Origin of the sequence: Enterobacter sp. MGH 37 (assembly GCF_000534515.1) — a bacterium.
GTDB lineage: Bacteria > Pseudomonadota > Gammaproteobacteria > Enterobacterales > Enterobacteriaceae > Enterobacter > Enterobacter kobei.
Genome location: NZ_KI973206.1, coordinates 202,710 through 221,245 on the forward strand (window position 1 = coordinate 202,710; position 18,536 = coordinate 221,245).

The 18,536-nt window shown below is 56.3% G+C and carries 12 protein-coding genes and 1 tRNA gene; 2 read left to right on the forward strand and 11 right to left on the reverse strand.

What is annotated here, in order from left to right; translation table 11 throughout:
* The first annotated feature begins 17 nt into the window (after window positions 1-17).
* Window positions 18-94: transfer RNA gene (locus L383_RS10100), tRNA-Met, on the forward strand.
* A 90-nt stretch (window positions 95-184) separates the two neighbouring features.
* On the opposite strand, the gene amiC is transcribed toward L383_RS10100, so the two are convergent.
* Window positions 185-1,438, reverse strand: coding sequence for an N-acetylmuramoyl-L-alanine amidase AmiC (gene amiC / locus L383_RS10095; RefSeq protein WP_014885071.1), 1,254 nt, complete (start codon window positions 1,436-1,438; stop codon window positions 185-187).
* Between the two features lie 226 nt (window positions 1,439-1,664).
* Here amiC and argA point away from each other — a divergent pair, with 226 nt between their 5' ends.
* Window positions 1,665-2,996: an amino-acid N-acetyltransferase gene (gene argA, locus L383_RS10090; protein WP_023331211.1), complete on the forward strand. Its 1,332-nt coding sequence runs from the start codon at window positions 1,665-1,667 to the stop codon at window positions 2,994-2,996.
* 54 nt (window positions 2,997-3,050) lie between these two features.
* Here argA and recD read toward each other — a convergent pair whose 3' ends face one another.
* From recD to lgt, 10 genes are all read right to left on the reverse strand, one after another.
* A complete protein-coding gene (recD, locus tag L383_RS10085; RefSeq protein WP_023331212.1) occupies window positions 3,051-4,871 on the reverse strand; it encodes an exodeoxyribonuclease V subunit alpha in 1,821 nt (606 codons plus the stop codon).
* Window positions 4,868-8,410 (reverse strand): exodeoxyribonuclease V subunit beta, encoded by a 3,543-nt coding sequence (gene recB / locus L383_RS10080; RefSeq protein ID WP_023331213.1) that lies wholly within the window; start codon window positions 8,408-8,410, stop codon window positions 4,868-4,870. The genes recD and recB overlap by 4 nt, the downstream gene beginning before the upstream one ends.
* Window positions 8,407-11,289 (reverse strand): pitrilysin, encoded by a 2,883-nt coding sequence (ptrA, locus tag L383_RS10075; protein ID WP_023331214.1) that lies wholly within the window; start codon window positions 11,287-11,289, stop codon window positions 8,407-8,409. Before ptrA ends, recB begins: the two co-directional genes overlap by 4 nt.
* A 265-nt stretch (window positions 11,290-11,554) precedes the next feature.
* Window positions 11,555-14,929, reverse strand: coding sequence for an exodeoxyribonuclease V subunit gamma (gene recC / locus L383_RS10070; protein WP_023331215.1), 3,375 nt, complete (start codon window positions 14,927-14,929; stop codon window positions 11,555-11,557).
* Window positions 14,930-14,941: 12 nt separating this feature from the next.
* Window positions 14,942-15,265, reverse strand: a complete 324-nt coding sequence (locus tag L383_RS10065; protein ID WP_023331216.1) for a prepilin-type N-terminal cleavage/methylation domain-containing protein — start codon at window positions 15,263-15,265, stop codon at window positions 14,942-14,944.
* Complete coding sequence (locus L383_RS10060; protein ID WP_032629471.1) at window positions 15,250-15,651, reverse strand: DUF2509 family protein; 402 nt, start codon at window positions 15,649-15,651, stop codon at window positions 15,250-15,252. The genes L383_RS10065 and L383_RS10060 overlap by 16 nt, the downstream gene beginning before the upstream one ends.
* Window positions 15,648-16,208: a prepilin peptidase-dependent protein gene (locus L383_RS10055; RefSeq protein WP_023331218.1), complete on the reverse strand. Its 561-nt coding sequence runs from the start codon at window positions 16,206-16,208 to the stop codon at window positions 15,648-15,650. The genes L383_RS10060 and L383_RS10055 overlap by 4 nt, the downstream gene beginning before the upstream one ends.
* Window positions 16,202-16,663 carry a prepilin peptidase-dependent protein gene (locus L383_RS10050; RefSeq protein ID WP_023331219.1) on the reverse strand — a complete coding sequence of 154 codons (462 nt, stop codon included), beginning with the start codon at window positions 16,661-16,663 and terminating at the stop codon, window positions 16,202-16,204. The genes L383_RS10055 and L383_RS10050 overlap by 7 nt, the downstream gene beginning before the upstream one ends.
* A gap of 184 nt (window positions 16,664-16,847) precedes the next feature.
* Window positions 16,848-17,642 (reverse strand): thymidylate synthase, encoded by a 795-nt coding sequence (thyA, locus tag L383_RS10045; protein ID WP_014885081.1) that lies wholly within the window; start codon window positions 17,640-17,642, stop codon window positions 16,848-16,850.
* A gap of 6 nt (window positions 17,643-17,648) precedes the next feature.
* The gene (lgt, locus tag L383_RS10040; RefSeq protein ID WP_014885082.1) at window positions 17,649-18,524 is read right to left on the reverse strand and encodes a prolipoprotein diacylglyceryl transferase; all 876 of its coding nucleotides are present in this window, start codon (window positions 18,522-18,524) and stop codon (window positions 17,649-17,651) included.
* Window positions 18,525-18,536 lie beyond the last annotated feature (12 nt).

The window sequence follows — 18,536 nt, forward strand, 5'->3', positions numbered from 1 at the left end:
AAGAGTAGAAAGACGGACGCGGGGTGGAGCAGCCTGGTAGCTCGTCGGGCTCATAACCCGAAGGTCGTCGGTTCAAATCCGGCCCCCGCAACCAACACTTCTAAAAACAATAAACACCCTGAAGGGTGTTTTTTTTGTATCTGTCGTTTGTGAATGTGCCGGGCGTTTCACCCGGCTGAATGCGCTATCCGCGTCGCGCCAGCGTCGCCCCGTCTGAGAAATACGCCCGAATCCCCGCCAGAATCGACTCCGCCACCTCCTGCTGGAATTTTGCCGTCTTGAGCTTACGCTCCTCTTCAACGTTACTGATAAACGCCGTTTCGACCAGTATGGAGGGAATATCCGGCGCTTTAAGCACCGCAAACCCGGCCTGCTCAACGCTGTTTTTATGCAGCTTATTGATGTTACCCAGCTTGCCCAGCACTGCTTTACCAAACTTCAGGCTGTCGTTAATGGTCAGGGACTGCACCATATCGAACATCGTGTGGTCGACGTAGCGGTCACCGCTTTTGCTCACGCCACCGATCAGATCCGAGGCGTTCTGAGTGTCGGCCAGGTAACGCGCCGCGGTACTGGTCGCGCCTTTGGTTGAGAGCGCAAACACTGACGATCCACTCGGCTGACGGCTGGTAAAGGCATCTGCGTGGATCGAGACGAAGAGATCCGCACGCTGCTTCTGCGCTTTCGCCACGCGAACTTTCAGGGGGATAAAGACATCTTCATTGCGCGTCATGTAGGCGCGCATATTGCCCTCTTTATCAATCAACGCCTTCAGACGACGGGCAATTTGCAGCACCACGTCTTTCTCCCGCGTATGATATTTCCCCACCGCACCCGAGTCTTCGCCGCCGTGGCCAGGATCGAGCATGATCACAATCGGGCGATCGCGCCCCGCTTTGCCCGGCTGCGGACCACTTTGCGCAGGCGGAACCTGACGTTGCAGATCGCCTTTGTTGTAATCCTCCAGCAGGGCCAGAAGCGGATCCTGAATATCCGTTGCATTGGCTGGGTAGAGATCCATTACCAGACGCTCTTTAAACGTCGCCACAGGGGCGAGAGCGAACAGCTGCGGCTTCACGTTCTGTTTGAGCTCAAACACCATACGCACGGTTTGCGGATCAAACTGCCCGACGCGCGCCGATTTAATAAACGGATCGTCACCGCGGATCTGCGCCGCCATCCCCTTCAGCACGGAGTTAAGGTTCACGCCTTCGAGATCCACTACCACACGTTCAGGATTGCTGAGGGCAAATTGCTTATATTTCAGCACACGATTGGATTCGACCGTCACGCGCGTGTACGTCGACGACGGCCAGACGCGCACCGCCACCACCTGACTCGTGGCGGCAAGGCCGACCTGGCTGACGCTAAGCAACCACATTGCCCCGGCCCCTTTTAACAAACGGCGGCGGCTTATTGCTGAATTGGATCCCGACATGCTTCTCCCGAGCAAGAAAACGAACTGATATACAAAAGTCCAGATTGACCGAAAACTTTAACGAATGACGCATAAACTGTCATCTATAAAAGGGTAAACAATTCGCTGCTAACGCACGGATTACTTATTCATTTCTGTGGGTCGCAGAAAATTTGCACTTGCACACGCGGCCACAATCGAATAAAAATACAGAAATTACGAATAAACATTCATTAAGGGTTGTGCCATGGTGAAGGAACGTAGAACCGAACTGGTCCAGGGATTCCGCCATTCTGTTCCCTATATCAACGCCCACCGGGGAAAAACGTTTGTCATCATGCTTGGTGGCGAAGCCATTGAACATGAAAATTTTTCAAGCATCGTCAATGACATAGGCCTGCTGCACAGTCTCGGGATCCGCCTGGTGGTGGTCTACGGCGCGCGCCCGCAGATCGATGCCAACCTGGCCGCTCACCACCACGAGCCGATTTACCACAAACATACCCGCGTCACAGATGCAAAAACCCTGGAACTGGTGAAACAGGCGGCGGGGCTGCTGCAGCTGGATATTACGGCTCGCCTGTCGATGAGTCTGAACAACACACCGCTGCAGGGGGCGCATATCAACGTCGTGAGCGGCAACTTTATCATCGCCCAACCGCTCGGCGTGGACGATGGCGTGGATTACTGCCACAGCGGCCGCATTCGTCGTATTGATGAAGAGGCCATTCACCGCCAGCTGGACAGCGGTGCCATCGTGCTCATGGGCCCGGTGGCGGTATCCGTGACCGGCGAAAGCTTCAACCTCACGTCAGAAGAGATTGCCACCCAGCTGGCTATCAAGCTGAAGGCGGAAAAAATGATTGGGTTTTGCTCCTCACAGGGCGTCGTTAACGATGAAGGGGTGATTGTGCCGGAACTCTTCCCGAATGAAGCCCAGGCGCGCGTGGAAGCGCTGGAGGCCGAAGGAGATTACCACTCCGGCACCGTGCGTTTTCTGCGTGGTGCGGTGAAGGCCTGCCGTAGCGGCGTGCGCCGTAGCCACCTGATCAGCTATCAGGAAGACGGGGCCTTACTGCAGGAGCTGTTCTCCCGGGATGGCATCGGTACTCAGATTGTCATGGAGAGTGCGGAGCAGATACGCCGCGCGACCATCAACGATATCGGCGGTATTCTGGAACTGATCCGCCCGCTGGAGCAGCAGGGTATTCTGGTGCGTCGTTCCCGTGAACAGCTGGAGATGGAGATCGACAAATTCACCATTATTCAGCGCGATAACCTGACCATTGCCTGCGCCGCGCTCTATCCGTTCCCGGAAGAGAAGATCGGTGAAATGGCCTGTGTGGCTGTGCATCCTGACTACCGGAGCTCTTCTCGCGGAGAAATGCTGCTAGATCGCGTGGCGGCGCAGGCGCGCCAGATGGGATTGAGCAAGCTGTTCGTCCTGACCACGCGCAGCATTCACTGGTTCCAGGAACGCGGGTTCACGCCGGTGGATATCGATTCCCTGCCGGAAACGAAGAAAGAGATGTACAACTATCAGCGCCGTTCAAAAGTGCTGATGGCCGACCTGGGATAATACACCACTTGCCGGGAAGCGCTGCGCTTACCCGGCCTGCATTTCGTCCCCCATTCAGAGAGACTCAAAGATTGCGCCCAGCCCGCTTCGGCGTTCCGTGCGGGTGGCGATGGCCTGCATCAGCACGCGTTCATCGGTATACAGCGACAGGCGCTGACGCGCACGCGTGATGGCGGTATAGATCAACTCGCGGGTAACGACAGGTGAAAGCTGCGTCGGCAGGATCAACGCCGCATGGTTAAACTCAGAGCCCTGCGATTTATGCACCGTCATCGCCCACGCAGTTTCATGCTCGGGCAAACGGCTGGGCTGGAAGGACTTCACGCTACCATCCGGCATCTGGAACCAGACGCGCAATCCCTGCCCGCGATCGAGTGCAATGCCGATATCGCCATTAAACAACCCCAGCGCACTGTCGTTGCGGGAAATCATCACCGGGCGTCCTTCATACCAGCGCGAGTGCAGGGTACGGTTGATTTTACGTTTCTGCGCCAGCAGCTGTTCCAGCCTGTCATTCAGGCCGCTGACGCCAAACGGCCCCTCCCTCAACGCGCAGAGCAACTGATATTCGCCAAACGCGGCAATCACCTGCTCCGGCGGACGTTGCTGTTGTACGCCGGTGAGAAAATGTTGATACCCCAGCAGGGCATCATCCAGCATCGCCTGATACTCTTCCCCACTTTGCAGCGATTTTTTCTCAATGTCGGTAAAGGTACCGTCAAACACCGCACAGGTCGTGTGCCGGTCTCCCCGGTTCACCGCCGACGCAAGCTGCCCGATGCCGGAGTCGCTGCCGAAACGGTAGCTTTTTTGCAGCAGGCACAAGCTGTCGCGCAGCGGGCCCGCGATTGAGTGCTGTTCCGCCGCAAGGGAACACCCTGTCAGGCGGGCCAACTCCTCCGCGCGTTCCGCGGTATAACCCAGACTGGCATAGGTGCAGATATCACCCAGCACGGCCCCGGCTTCCACGGACGCTAGCTGGTCACGGTCGCCGAGGAAAATGACCCGCGCATGAGGCGGCAAAGCATCGATCAGCCGCGACATCATCGTCAGGTCAATCATCGACGCTTCATCCACCACCAGCACATCCAGGTGTAGCGGGTTACCGGCATGGTAGCGCAGACGCTGGCTACCCGGCTGCGCGCCAAGTAACCGATGCAACGTGCTGGCTTCATTGGGAAAAAGCGCAAGCTGTTCCCCTGTGAGCGGCAATTTTTGCAGGGCACCGCCTAATGACTCCGTCAGACGTGCCGCGGCTTTACCGGTGGGAGCCGCCAGACGAATACGACACTTTTGCTCACCGGATAACTGAATCAGCGCGGCAAGCAGTTTTGCCACCGTCGTTGTTTTCCCGGTGCCCGGGCCGCCCGAAATCACCGAGATCCGCCGCGTTAACGCCACGGCGGCCGCCACTTTCTGCCAGTCAGTCGCGTCGTCAGAGGTAAACAGCGTATCCAGCACTTGCCGGAGCTGCGCTTCATCGCAGGGAAGCGGGGCGTTGGTCTCGCTGAAGAAGCGCGCCACCGTCAGTTCGTTACGCCAGAGTCGGTTCAGATACAAACGCTCGCCGGTCAAAATCAGTGGCGTCCCGGTATCGGTCGCGCTGACGGCAGGCGAGCGGAGTAATATCGCCTGCCAGTCCACTGCCTCACCGAGCAGCGCGAAACACGACTGCAGCGCCGGAGGCATTTTCTCATCCACAGCCAGACGCGACAGCGGAAGGCACACATGCCCCTCGCCTGCGTCCTTACTCAGAATGGCGGCAGCGAGCATAACGGCTGGCTCCTCGCCCGCCACCATCATGGCAAACTGCACGTCCAGGTGGCGCAATAATCGTTGTTCTACCGCCTCCAGCAATAGCGCCTGCATCGTCATACCACCTCCTCTGTGCGTGCAGCAAACAGGTTATCCATTTTTTCAATCAGCTCCACGGCCGGACGGGTGCTGAAAACGCCCGACTGCGGGTCGTTAGCATCCACGCCGCGCAGGAACAGGTAAATAACGCCGCCAAAATGGTCTTCGTAACGGTAATCGGCCATGCGATGGCGCAGGTACCGGTGCAACGCCAGGGTATAGAGCTGATACTGCAGGTCGTAGCGATGCATTTGCATCGCTGAGGCCATCGCCTGTTGGGTATAGGCTTCGCTGTTCTCACCCAGCCAGTTCGATTTGTAATCCAGCAGGTAGTAGCGCCCTTCGTGGCGGAAAACCAGGTCGATGAACCCTTTTAACATCCCCTGAACCTGGCGGAAGTTGAGCGGTGGGCACCCGGCGGATAACGGATCGTACTCACGGATCAACGCGTCAAGCGCGTCGGCCCTGAGCGGGCTGGCGATGGGGAGATAAAACTCCATTTCGACCTGTTTATCTTTGGCGGTCAGCTGGCTGAGGGAAATCCCCTGTGTCGTGAGCGGCGCGTGCAAAACAGCGCGGAGCCAGTCGGTGAGAACCGGCTGCCATTGGGCGTCGTAGCCGCCGCTCTGGAGCATCTTCAGCACCCATTCTTCAGAGACCGGCTGGGTAAAATCCAGCTCTTCAAACAGGCTGTGTAAAAACGTGCCCGGCGAGGCCCCACGCGGGAACTGATGCGGCGTGAGCACCGGTTCAGCGGGCGCGCTTCCTGCGCCTGCGGCATCTACGTCCAGTTTAGGCATCAAATCCTGAGCAACGCTTTGCCCGTGCTGCTGTAAACCGGAGTAACTGGTAACGCGCCAGTCGTCGGCAATCGTGCGGGCAACCTGGCGGGCATGCAGCTCTGACGCTCTCTGTTCCGGCGTCTGCCAGCGGCTGTTGTCGGGCTGAGACGGAATATGCAGGGCAACATGCTCTGAGCAAAGAGATTCGATGCACTGGCGCAGACCGGCAGCATCTTTGGGTTCGCCTCGCTGGATAAGCCTTCCCAGCGCACTCAGATGAAAATCACTCTCGCCGCTCTTATCGCCCCGGCGACGAAACAGCGGCGCAACGCCCAGGCTGCAGTGCCAGACCGAGCGGGTCAGCGCCACATAAAGCAGACGCAGATCTTCTGCCAGACGCTCGGCTTCGGCCAGCTCAACGCTTGACTCTGCGTTGCTGAGATCGAGTACCGCTTCAAACGACTCGCGATCGTGGTAAAAAGCCTGATCCTGAACGCGGTAATTGGCGATAAAGGGCAGCCAGACCAGCGGATATTCCAGGCCTTTCGATTTGTGAATGGTGACGATTTGCACCAGGTGTTTATCACTCTCAAGGCGCATCTGCTGGCTGGACGAATTACTGTTCGGGTCGGCAATCTGCTGCGCCAGCCAGCGCACCAGGGCATGCTCGCTCTCCAGCTGTGTCCCCGCTTCCTGCAGCAATTCGCTGATATGCAGAATATCGGTCAGACGGCGCTCACCGCCCGCGGTTGCGAGCATGTTCTCCGCAATGTGACGCTCTGCCATGAGCTCGCGCACCATCGCCATCACGCCGCGCTTTTGCCATTTTTCGCGGTAGCGAACAAACTCTTCTACCACGGCATCCCACGCGGCTTCGTCATTGTTGAGCACATCAATATCACGCGCATTCAGCCCGAGCATCGCACTCGCCAGTGCACTGCGCAGCGCACTCTCACGCTCTGGCGCCAGCACGGCCTGCAGCAGCCAAAGCATCTCCTGGGCTTCCAGCGTTTCAAAAACGCTGTCGCGGTTGGAAAGATAGACGGACGGAATATTCAGTAGCGTCAGGGCGTCGCGAATAAGCGCGGCCTCCTGGCGGCTTCGCACCAGCACCGTGATATCGGATGCTTTTACCGGCGCGGGTTTATCGCCCTTCCACAGCAGCGCATCTCCCCGCGCGCCTGCGCTGAGCCAGTCCCTAATCTGCGCCGCACAGTACTGGGCCATGGCATTTTGATAGTCGGCGACGCCACAGCCTTCGCCGTCCAGCAGCCAGAAGTGCATGGCGGGCTGCGTCTCACCGTTGAATTCGAAGCGCAACGAATCGTTTTTCGGGGCAAATTTGACCGGCAGAAACGGGATTTCCCGGAACATAAACGCCATATCCATGCGACTGAACAGCGCGTTAACGCTTTCCACCATGCCGGGAGAGGATCGCCAGTTGGTATCGAGCGTATAGTGCGCATCAACCTCACTGCGGGCTTTCATGTAGGTGAAAATATCCGCACCGCGGAAAGCGTAAATGGCCTGCTTCGGATCGCCGATTAACAGCAGTGCGGTGCCGGGCTGATGGCGCCAGATACGGCGGAAAATACGGTACTGCTGAGGGTCGGTATCCTGAAACTCGTCAATCATTGCGACCGGGAAGCGAGTACGAATCGCCTCTGCAAGCGCTTCGCCATTTTCGCTGCACAACGCCGCATCAAGGCGACTCAGCATGTCATCAAACCCCAGCTCGCCCCGCCGGCGCTTTTCGCGCGCCACGGCATCGCGAATTTCCGTCATCGCACGGGTGATCATCAGATCGTTAAGCGTCAGGGGCTCCGCCAGCAGAGTTTCAATTGCCACAAACAGGGGATGTTCAGGCACAATGCCGTCGGCTTTGGTCCGCTCAACCAGGAAACGCTGTGAGAATTTCTCCAGCGCGTCCGGAAGCTGATAACCGCGCGTCTCTTCCTGCGCCCATGCGCTGATCTTCTCGATCCATTTCCCCTGGTTGCCACGGTTGAACTTGCGTCTGTCGATCCCGGAACTCTCGATGATCGCCTCAATCTCGCCGACTGATTCATTCCATTTTTGCTTGATGTCTGCGATTCGCGCGATGATTTTTTCATGGCGTGAGGCCAGGGTTTCATCCGCTGGCGGCGGCGATTTGATGACCGGCGCTTCCCCCTGAAGATAACGATCGATGGCGCGCAGCAGTGCCTCTGGCCCTTTCCACAAGGCATGTACCGCTTCGGCGATATCGCGCGGTAACGGGTAGCAGTGGCGACGCCAGAAATCCGCACAGGCCTGATAGCGCAGCACGGATTCATCTTCAATGAGTTGTTGTTCAAACAGCATGCCGGATTCGAACGCATTCAGGCTCAGCATGCGCTGGCAAAACCCGTGAATGGTGAAGACGGACGCTTCGTCCATCTGTCGTTCCGCAAGGAGCAGCCACTGGGCGGCCTGCTGCTTATCAGCAATTTCTTCCAGAAGGCTCGCGTAGAGAGGGTTATCCGTACTCTGGCGCAGGCAGGCGATGCGCAGTTCGTGAATATTGGTACGAATACGGCCGCGCAACTCAGCGGTGGCGGCCTCGGTAAAGGTCACGACCAACAGCTCTTCAACGCTCAAAGGGCGCGGAAAAGCAGCGTTACCGCCAAGCCCTAACAGCAGGCGCAGATAGAGCGCGGCAATTGTGAACGTTTTTCCCGTTCCCGCTGAGGCTTCAATCAATCGTTCACCCTGTAGAGGTAAACGTAAGGGATCAAGGGACTCAGCGGTATCGGTCATTCTTTCTTACTCCAGGGCATTGATTGCTGCAGCGCGCTGACGCTCTTCCAGACTTTCCAGCCTTGTGGGTTCACGTACTCCGTTTTCCCGTTCTGGCTACCGGAAACCTGAGACAGAATGGTGATGCCCTGCGGCTTAATCACGGCCTGATGGAAGAAGTCCGCAACCTTCTGCGGCGTCAGCTGTTTTATCTCGGCCACTACTTTATCACGCGAATCAAATTTCATATTACCGCGATCAAAATCTTTGCTCAGCTGCGATGCCTCTTCGCCCAGCGTCTGCGGCGGCTGCATCACCTGCGCAATGACGGCCTGCTGGATCTGGGAAAATTCTTCCGGCTTCATGGCCCGCAGCTTTGCTTCTACCTGCGGGAAGAACGCCTGATAGCGCTGCCAGAGATAGGCCGGTTGTTTATCGCTGCTTTGCAGCAGGAAGCCCAGCCCCCACTGACGGCCAACGTTCATCGAGAAAGCAAATACCGCGTAGCCAAGCTGCTCTTCCGTACGCAGTTGGTTATAGAACCACGGCTGAATAATCTGCCCCAGCACCGCGCTCTGTGCTGACCCGGAGAATTCGTCATAGCCCGTGGGCACAAACACTGCAGCCAGCGCGGAATCGGTACTGCTACCCGCTTTTTCAAAAATCACATTCTGTTTTTTCTCAACCAGCACGTCCTGGTTACGGCACCACTCGTCGCCTTTCGAACCCAGCTGAGTGCGGACATTCTCTGCCAGCGTTTTAGCCTGTTCCTCACTCATGTTACCGACGATAAGGAACTCAGGACGCGTGTTAGTTTTCAGCGCATCACGGTAAGCCAGCACCTCTTTTAATGAGATAGATGGCAGCAATGCCCGGCGTTCTTCACGCTGGAAATACGGGATTTGCGACAGCATTTGCGCTGGCATCAGCGCCTGATCGTAGGCTTTGCCCTTTTCCGCAGAATCCATCATCTGCGCATACCAGGACTTGGCCTGCTCAAGCTGCTCTTCCGTCGGTGTATAGCTAAAATAGCCCTCCAGCAGTGCCTGGAACAGCTGAGGCAAACGCTGGGTATAGCCATTTGCATTCAGCATCAACCCATTGTTGGCATTGGTGGAGAAGCTGATCCCGCCAACGGCTGCCTGGTTGCTAAGCTGATCGAGCGCGATACCCGCGAGATAGTCATTAAGCGCGAACATCACCTGATTTTTGGCACTATTCATCGCTTTCGGATTACGCAGCACCACGCTGACATCCACCTTTGGCTCGCTCGCGAAATAACGGCTTGGGGTATACACCACGCGCAGCGTCGGCTCATCGACAATGAGCTGGGGGTGCGGATAATCCTTAGTGGTTTTGATAAGCGTAAAATCATCCGGAATGTAAGGGTTCAGTTCCGGCAACGTCAACGCAATCTCTCCAGCCTTCTTTTGCCAGGCAGCGAAGGTCTGGTCGCCGATCTTGTCTACCTGATAAGGTGCATCGACAAAGTAGGCCGTTTTGTTATGCGGTTCGTTCGGGCTGATGTACCAGATACGGGCATTCTGCGGGGTCATCATCGCCAGGCGCGCTTTTAACGCCGCCGCATCATAGCGATCGGCAATATTGACCGCATCGAGAGTGTGTTCCACCGGCACGCGGATCATGGTATCCGCCAGCCACTCCACATAATCCATGTCGCGGGTGATGGACGGGTAACGGAAATCGAGATCCAGCACATGAGCGAGTTCATCAAAATAGCGCTTATCGACGCCTTTCTCACGCAGCAAAGAGAGGTAGCTGAAGATAGCGGCAACCACTTCATCACGGTTCGCCTGCCCTTTGTCGGTCAGGGTAGCGGAAATTGCCAGCACGCCGCTGTTGCCGTTTACAACAGGATCCGAATCGGCGCGAATCCCTTCCACCAGCCCCTGTTTTTGCAGCCAGTCGGATAATGTTCCCGGACTGCGGTTACCAATCAGGTAGGTCACCAGCTCGTCGGTTTTGCTGCGAAACTGTGCGGTGTTGTTATCAATGCGGAACTCAACGCGCAGCACCTTGCGGGGCATGGCAGGAACGTAGTGGATGACGATCCCTTTTTGCGCGTCCGTGACAACCGGCACGTCAATCTTTGGCAGGTCGATATTTTTATTTGGCACCCGGCCAAACGTTTTTGCCGCCAAACCAGCCAGTTCAGGCAGCGGTTTGTTGCTGTAAATAACCGCTTTCATCAGGTTGGCTGAGTAGTATTTGTCGCGAAACGCATGCAGAGCATCAATGACCGGGCTGCCGGGTTTATCGCTGAGCGTCTCCAGATTGCCGCCCGAGAAGCGTGCACCTGGGTGCGCCGGGTTGATCGTCTCAGCGCTGACCTGCGCCATACGCATACCGTCTCGGGTACGGGCCATCGTCAGTTCGGCATTCACCGCATTGCGTTCGCGATCGGCGTATTTTTTATCCAGCAGCGGCGCGGCGATAGCATCCGCAAGACGATCAACCGCCCCGTCCAGCGCGTCATTTTCGACTTCGAGATAAAAGGCCGTGCGGTAAGGTGCCGTGCTGGCATTGTGGCTGCCGCCATGCATTTTTAGAAATTCGGACAGGCTATCCGGCTGCGGATACTTCTTTGACCCCATTAACGTCATGTGTTCGAGGTAATGCGCCAGCCCCGGATGAGCCTCAGGATCTTCCAGCGATCCAATCGGCACGACCAATGCCGAGAGGGATTTCACCGCCTGCGGATCGGAAACCAGCAGCACGGTCATGCCGTTATCAAGCCGGATCGCCTGATACTGCCGGGTGTCTTTTTCGCTCTTACGGATAGTGTCCTGAACGGGTTGCCAACCGGAGTCTGCCTGAGTGAAGGGAGCCCAAAGGGCGATAAACAAAACAAACGCTTTGAACACGGTGCTGCCTGGCATTACGACCTCTTTATCACGGCTATCCCCGTCATACTTCAAGTTGCATGTGCGTTGGCTGCGTGCGTTCACCCCAGTCACTTACTTATGTAAGCTCCAGGGGATTCACACCCTTGCCGCCTTCCTGCAACTCGAATTATTTAGGGTAAACATCATTAACACACTGCGTGCTGGACACGCCAACATCTCTTTATTGGGGGTACATCAGTCCGTGATAAGAAGTGCATCATAAATGAACACCCCATGCTGCGCAATTTTCATACAGCGCTCAGGACTGATTAAATTTAAACAACGGTAACAGGTAGCGCTTTGCCTCTTCCGTGATAGCCTCAAAGTACTCTGGTTCGAGCGTGCGCCATAAGCGCTGATACCAGACATCTTCCCCCTCGCCGCGCACCATCATGTTCCCTTCATAGGCCTGCATAAATTTACTGCGTGCTTTCTGCAGAGAAGCCTCATCCGTTAACATCGCATCATTCTGTGCGTCGTAACAGGCTTTTATCCACGCACCACCACTTTCAGGCAATAACAGCAGGGGTTTGTTCATTCCCTGGAGATAGCCTTCAATGTACAAAGAGAGGTAGCGAAACGCCTGCTCTGCCTCCATTGGCGGAAAGCGCCACTCGCCCTCTTTGCGCACGAAAATCCGGCTTTCGCCTTTATGGCCCAACGCACTGTAGACAAGATGTTCCAGCCAGAGTTGCAATCCCTGTGAAACGCTGAGCAGTGAAGGCCGCCAGCGCAGCAGCCCATCAGGCTGAACCTGAGTGAGCCAGCCGGTGAGCTGGATGCCATTGCAGCTGAGATCGATTTCAAGACTTTGTCCGGGCTGACGGTGCTCCCTTACGCGCTCCGCCAGAGCGTTCATTTCCTGGCATTGCGCCTCCCAGACGATCTCCCCAAACGCGCCATAAGGCAGTTGTCCTGCCGCACGATAGCGGCGATAAAGCTTGTCAGCATCTTCCTCGTCAACCAGTGCATTCAGCAGTTGCAGATTTAACTGATAGCGCTCCAGCCCTTCCAGCGTAAAAGGCTCTGCATCCGGAATTTCGCTCTCTTCAGAACGGAAGTTGACCTGCAATCGCTGCTGGAAGAAGGCGCGAACAGGATGCGCCCAAAAGCGTTGAAGCTGTTCAAAAGTCAGGGTGTTAATGGGCAGCGGGTCAAGTGTCTGAATGAAATCCGTATGTGCTCTCCCCTCCTTTTTCGCGGCCGGTAGCCACTCGCGGGCATAGCTCTGCTGTTCGCTAACAACGTAGTTCATCGGGTCAAACGGCATACGGCTGTGGACACAGGTGATATGCGCCTTGACCCGCTGTTCGCTTTCATCACAGTTAAGGGCTTCATCACCCGCCAGATAGTGGCTCTGGCCGATATAATCCACTAACTCCTGCACCAGAACGGAGGGGAAGCGCTCGCTGTTATCCTGAATGGAGCGGCCGATATAGCTGATATAGAGCTTACTCTGGGCAGAGATGAGCGCTTCGAGGAAAAGATAGCGGTCATCATCACGACGACTACGGTCACCCCGCTTTGGATTTGCGCTCATTAAATCGAACCCCAGCGGCGCCAGGGCGCGAGGATAAACGCCGTCATTCATGCCGAGCAAACAGACCACCTTAAAGGGGATTGAACGCATTGGCATCAGCGTGCAGATATTGATTGGGCCCGCCAGGAAACGCTGACTGATTCGCTCCTGGTCAAGACGCTGCGTCAATTCGTCCCTCAGCAGCGACAATGGAATCGCCTCGTGATAGTGGGAATTCACGCCCTCGTCGACGATAGCCTGCCACTGCGTTTCAATGAGCGCCATCGCCGCTTCGGTGTCACTGTCTGGCAGGAAGAAATCATTGAGCAACGCCCTGCAAACCGGAAGCCACTCTTCAAGCGGACGCGGCTGCATTAACTCACGACGCCAGCGGTTAAGCTGCATCAGCAGAGACGCTAAATGCCCCACCAGTTCAGCAATCAAACCGCTGGACTCATCGTATGGCAGCACCTCATTCCACTCGCCCTGGCTGCTTTCCATGGCGTAGCCCAGCAGCATACGCGTCAGGCCAAACCGCCAGGTATGTTGCCCGGTCGGAGGAAGCTCGAACTCCTGGACGTTGTCGTCATCAATCCCCCAGCGCACGCCAGATTCATTCACCCACTGGCGAAGGTAGCGCAGCCCTTCCTCATTGATGTTGAAGCGTGCGGCCAGCACGGGAACATCCAGTAACGCCAGGACATCTTCCGAGATGAAGCGGCTATCCGGCAGTGAAAGCAGGGTAACAAAGGCCTGCAAGGCGGGATGCGACTGACGAGCGCGACGGTCAGAGATAGCGTAAGGCAAGTATCGCTCCCCTGTCGCACTGCCGAAAACAGCCTGAATAAAGGGGCTGTAGCTATCGATGTCTGCCACCATCACCACGATGTCACGCGGCGTGAGTTCGGGATCGTCCTGCAGCATCGCCAGCAACTGGTCGTGAAGCACTTCGACCTCACGCTGCGGGCTATGGCACACATGGATCGTGATACTACGATCGTCAGCATCCAGCTTCCGTTTGCTGTCGCTGCGTTCAAACTCTTTCGCCGTCACGCCCATAACGGCACGGTTTTCCAGATCAAGAATATCGAGCTGAATGTTATGCAGCAGGTTATCCGGGGCGATCTCGACAAAAGCATCCACATCGCCTTCACCCGATGAAGTGATATCAGAGAGCATGTGAATGTAATCACGTCCCAGCTTCCCCCATGAGGCAAGCAGCGGATTGGGCAGGTTCTGAATACCGTCTTCATCGAAAAGCTGCGCGGCGGTGGAGTCGTCTTTAAACAAAGGGACGGATCGCTCTTCAAAAAGGCGCTTTCTTTGGCGGGTTACCAGCCGCGAAAGCCAGCGTTCATCGAGGATATCCCCCCAATAGTGCCGGCAGGGGTTGGTAAACAAAATATGAATATCAATATGTTTACCCAGCGCATTCAGCGCCTTCAGATAGACAGGGGGTAATGCGGATATCCCACAGATAAAGACGCGTGACGGCAGACGGGCCGGGCGCTCCGACGCATTTTCGAGTATCGAGATAAACCGATCGTACAAATTGGCACGGTGCCACTTAGGCTGGCCCAGTTTCTCCGTATGTTCAACCAGCGCTTTCCACAGCGGCGCCTGCCAGATTTGCGCCTCCGGTAGCCCTTCAACCCGCTCACCCGCTTCCCAGCGAATTAACCAGTCAGCACGGTAAACCAGATATTGGTCGTAGAGATCGGCGGTACGGGACGCCAGCTGGAACAGCTTGCGCTTATCGGTATCGTCATTGAGATAGTGACGCAGCATGGCGAATTCATCGTGCTGCAGCATTTCCGGCAGCAGCGCCATCAGCTTCCAGCTCATGCTCTGCTTGTTGAAGGCGCTCTGCTCGGGAATGTCTGGCAATACGCGAACAAACATTTCCCAGATAAAGCTCGCCGGCAGCGGAAAATCAATATTCGCGGCAATGCCAAATTTACGGGAAAGCGACATTTGCAGCCACTGCGCCATACCGGTGCTTTGCACCAGCACCATTTCAGGCTCAAAAGGGTCGTCCAGCCGCTCGCGCTCAACGATAAATTCCATCAGCGCTTCCAGCACATCCAGACGATTTGAGTGGTAGACCCTTAACATAGACGCTCCCGACTACTGGCTAACAGGGCAATGCAGACGCGTTATCTCACCGCGCCGCCCCAGAGGCGAAAAAAGTGTAACCGTGATGCTGACACATCCTGAGTGCGTTGTCTGCACCCGACTCACCTGCCAGCCTGCGGGCAGCGCAGTCGTTGAGAGCTGAGCCTGGTTCCAGGCATAATGCCAGAGCTGGCGGTACTGGTTAAACAGGGTAAACCGCGCCGCCAGTGCCCTGTGATAACCGGCCAGTGCGGTTACGATCATCACCAGCAGCATCATCGCCAGCAGAACCTCAACCATGCTAAATCCTTTCTCTTTGTTTACGGTAGCTGGCATAACGCGCGCTCCTTAAGGGGACAAAAATCACTCCAGCCGTGGGGTGAAAAGTGAATTTTACCGTCGATTATCTCTCCTGAGCGCCAGAGCAGCAGGTCATTGCCTCCGGCAATCAGCAGCACACTCGTCTCACTCAGCCGCCGTAAACACACTCGCCACGCTGATGCCTGTTTGCACTGCGCCAGAGGCTCCGATGACCAACGCTGAACGCGTCCCCACTCAAGCGCAGATTGCACCGCGGCCTGCTGCTGAAATGAACGGCTTTCTCCGCCAACGAGCGCACTAAACGTAGTGAGTTGCTGGTTGAGACCGGTGAGGATCAGGGTACCAAGCACCAGTAAAAGCAGAACCAGCGCAAGGGAAGACATTCCACGTTGACGGTTCACAAGTTGTACCCCGTGACCGTATACACCGCCTGATAAGGCTTCCCCTGCTCGCCCTTGCGGATAGCGGCCAGTTCGATAGTGAACTCAGGCGCAAACCTGGCGTGTTCAACTTTTCTCACCATAAAGTGCGTGATCACCAGCCTGTCCGGATCCGTGAGCTTTTCCCATCCTTTGCCTTCACACGAGGTTGCACCACGCAGGGTTTCCAGTGCACCCGACTCCAGACGAAAACCGGTGCTGTCGTTTTCTGATGCACTGTTATCCCAGCTGCCGTTACTGTTGGCATCCCATCGCACAATGACACAGCTACCTTGCCTGCCCGTTAACAACCCTTGTCCCTGGCAGTTACCCGCACAGTAGCCTGCCCGCTGGAGCTGTTTGCCGAGGGAAAACAGTCTCTGCCAGACCTCCTCTTCCTGTTCTCGCTGGCCGGATTGCAGTAACACCGCTCGCTGCAAACCGGGTAAAAAGCGCGATGCGCCGATCAATAACAGGCTGCTGATGGCCGTAGCAATCAGAACTTCAGTAAGGGAAAATCCCTGCTGACGCTTCAACATTGCCCCCCCTGCGAGACCTGACACATCCTGATGCGCCCTCCATCTGAGACAATAATCAGCCATTCTCCTGCACGGCTTTGCACTCTTATCCGACCTGCCCATGCCGTATCCCTCAATCCATAGAACCCGAGTGACGGCGTTACCTCGCTGACCGCGACTTCTGGCCAGAGTGGAATCAGTGCAAAGGGGCTGCCCTGCTCACAGCCTTTTACGGCAGAACTCACCAGGCATGCCCTTTCCCCCACCTGCTGCAAGGTAATGCGGTGCTCGCGGTTGTACCGGTTGGCATGGTTGCGCAGAAACACCAGGTAGTCGCGCACCTGGCTGGCGGTTTGCCACAGCCGCTGCTGCCCCTGCCAACTGCTCCAGCCGTACAGGCCTGAGGCACTGAGAATGACGACCAGCGACACAGCCACCAGCGTTTCGATAAGCGTAAAACCGTTCTCTTTTTTCATACGGGGAGTGTGGCGATGCGCCGATAAAGTGGCGAGCAGCGAATTAACGTTTTACGAGGCGTTATCCAGGGGATTAAGCGAGTTGCAGCGCGTTGCACGCTTTCTGGATAACGCCTCGGGAAACGGGATAAAGACGAAAAAAAACCGGCGCTAAATAGCACCGGTTGTGTCACGCTTTACCGCATCAGATAGCGACGGGCGCTTTGATGCCAGGGTGCGGGTCGTAGCCCTCAATCTCAAAATCATCGAAGCGGTAGTCAAAGATTGACGCCGGTTTGCGCTTGATGATGAGCTTCGGCAGCGCGCGCGGTTCGCGGGTCAGCTGGAGATGGGTCTGCTCCATATGGTTGCTGTAGAGATGGGTGTCCCCACCGGTCCAGACAAAATCCCCCACTTCCAGGTCACACTGCTGCGCCATCATATGGACTAACAGCGCATAGCTGGCAATGTTAAACGGCAGGCCGAGGAACACGTCACAGGAACGCTGGTAGAGCTGGCAGGAGAGCTTTCCGTCAGCGACGTAGAACTGGAAGAACGCGTGGCACGGAGCCAGCGCCATTTTGTCCAGCTCGCCCACGTTCCAGGCGGAAACAATGATTCGGCGCGAGTCCGGATCGTTTTTCAGCTGGTTCATCACGGTGGTGATCTGGTCAATATGGCGGCCATCAGGCGTTGGCCATGCGCGCCACTGCTTGCCGTAAACCGGGCCCAGGTTGCCGTTTTCATCTGCCCATTCGTCCCAGATGGAGACGTTGTTTTCGTGCAGATACGCAACGTTGGTATCGCCTTGCAGGAACCAGAGCAGTTCATGAATGATCGAGCGCAGATGGCAGCGCTTGGTCGTCACCAGAGGGAAGCCTTCCTGTAAATTGAAGCGCATCTGGTGGCCAAAAATGGAGAGCGTACCGGTGCCGGTACGGTCGTTTTTCGGCGTGCCCTCATCGAGCACTTTTTTCATCAATTCAAGATACTGTTTCATGGTTCCTCAGGAAAGTTGTTGCTGTGGACGACGACGATACGCCCAAATCATCATAATGGCACCCGCGACAATCATCGGAATGGAGAGGATCTGCCCCATGCTGATGTACTGTACCCATTCACCGGTGAACTGTGCATCCGGCTGGCGGAAGAATTCAACAATGATGCGGAATGCGCCGTAGCCAATCAGGAACAGGCCGGAGACAGACCCCATCGGGCGCGGTTTGCGAATAAACAGGTTCAGGATGATGAACAGCACGACGCCTTCCAGCGCCAGCTCATAAAGCTGGGACATATGACGCGGCAGCACGCCGTAGGTATCGAAAATGGATTGCCACTCTGGATGCGACGGCAGCAACGCCATGTCTTCTGCACGCGAGCCGGGGAACAGCATGGTGAAAGAGACGCTCGGGTCAACACGCCCCCACAGCTCACCGTTGATAAAGTTGCCCAGACGGCCAGCCCCCAGCCCAAATGGGATCAGTGGTGCGATAAAATCTGATACCTGGAAGAAGTTGCGTTTGGTGCGTTTGGCAAAAATTACCATCACCAGGATCACCCCAATCAGGCCGCCGTGGAAGGACATGCCGCCGTCCCAGACGCGGAACAGGTAGAGGGGATCGTTCAGGAATACCGGGAGGTTATAGAACAGCACATACCCAATACGGCCACCGAGGAACACGCCGAGGAAGCCCGCGTACAGCAGGTTTTCCACTTCGTTTTTGGTCCAGCCGCTGCCAGGACGGCTGGCGCGACGACCAGCAAGCCACATGGCAAAAATGAAGCCCACCAGGTACATCAAACCGTACCAGTGAAGCGAAACAGGTCCTACTGAGAAAATGACCGGATCAAATTCCGGAAAATGCAGATAACCACTGTTCATCTGTCACCACAA

Bases quoted from the DNA above. Each gene is read 5' to 3' on its own strand.
- amiC (WP_014885071.1), bottom strand. From the start codon at position 1,438: ATGTCGGGATCCAATTCAGCAATAAGCCGCCGCCGTTTGTTAAAAGGG.
- argA (WP_023331211.1), top strand. From the start codon at position 1,665: ATGGTGAAGGAACGTAGAACCGAACTGGTCCAGGGATTCCGCCATTCT.
- recD (WP_023331212.1), bottom strand. From the start codon at position 4,871: ATGACGATGCAGGCGCTATTGCTGGAGGCGGTAGAACAACGATTATTG.
- recB (WP_023331213.1), bottom strand. From the start codon at position 8,410: ATGACCGATACCGCTGAGTCCCTTGATCCCTTACGTTTACCTCTACAG.
- ptrA (WP_023331214.1), bottom strand. From the start codon at position 11,289: ATGCCAGGCAGCACCGTGTTCAAAGCGTTTGTTTTGTTTATCGCCCTT.
- recC (WP_023331215.1), bottom strand. From the start codon at position 14,929: ATGTTAAGGGTCTACCACTCAAATCGTCTGGATGTGCTGGAAGCGCTG.
- L383_RS10065 (WP_023331216.1), bottom strand. From the start codon at position 15,265: ATGCCAGCTACCGTAAACAAAGAGAAAGGATTTAGCATGGTTGAGGTT.
- L383_RS10055 (WP_023331218.1), bottom strand. From the start codon at position 16,208: ATGTTGAAGCGTCAGCAGGGATTTTCCCTTACTGAAGTTCTGATTGCT.
- L383_RS10050 (WP_023331219.1), bottom strand. From the start codon at position 16,663: ATGAAAAAAGAGAACGGTTTTACGCTTATCGAAACGCTGGTGGCTGTG.
- thyA (WP_014885081.1), bottom strand. From the start codon at position 17,642: ATGAAACAGTATCTTGAATTGATGAAAAAAGTGCTCGATGAGGGCACG.
- lgt (WP_014885082.1), bottom strand. From the start codon at position 18,524: ATGAACAGTGGTTATCTGCATTTTCCGGAATTTGATCCGGTCATTTTC.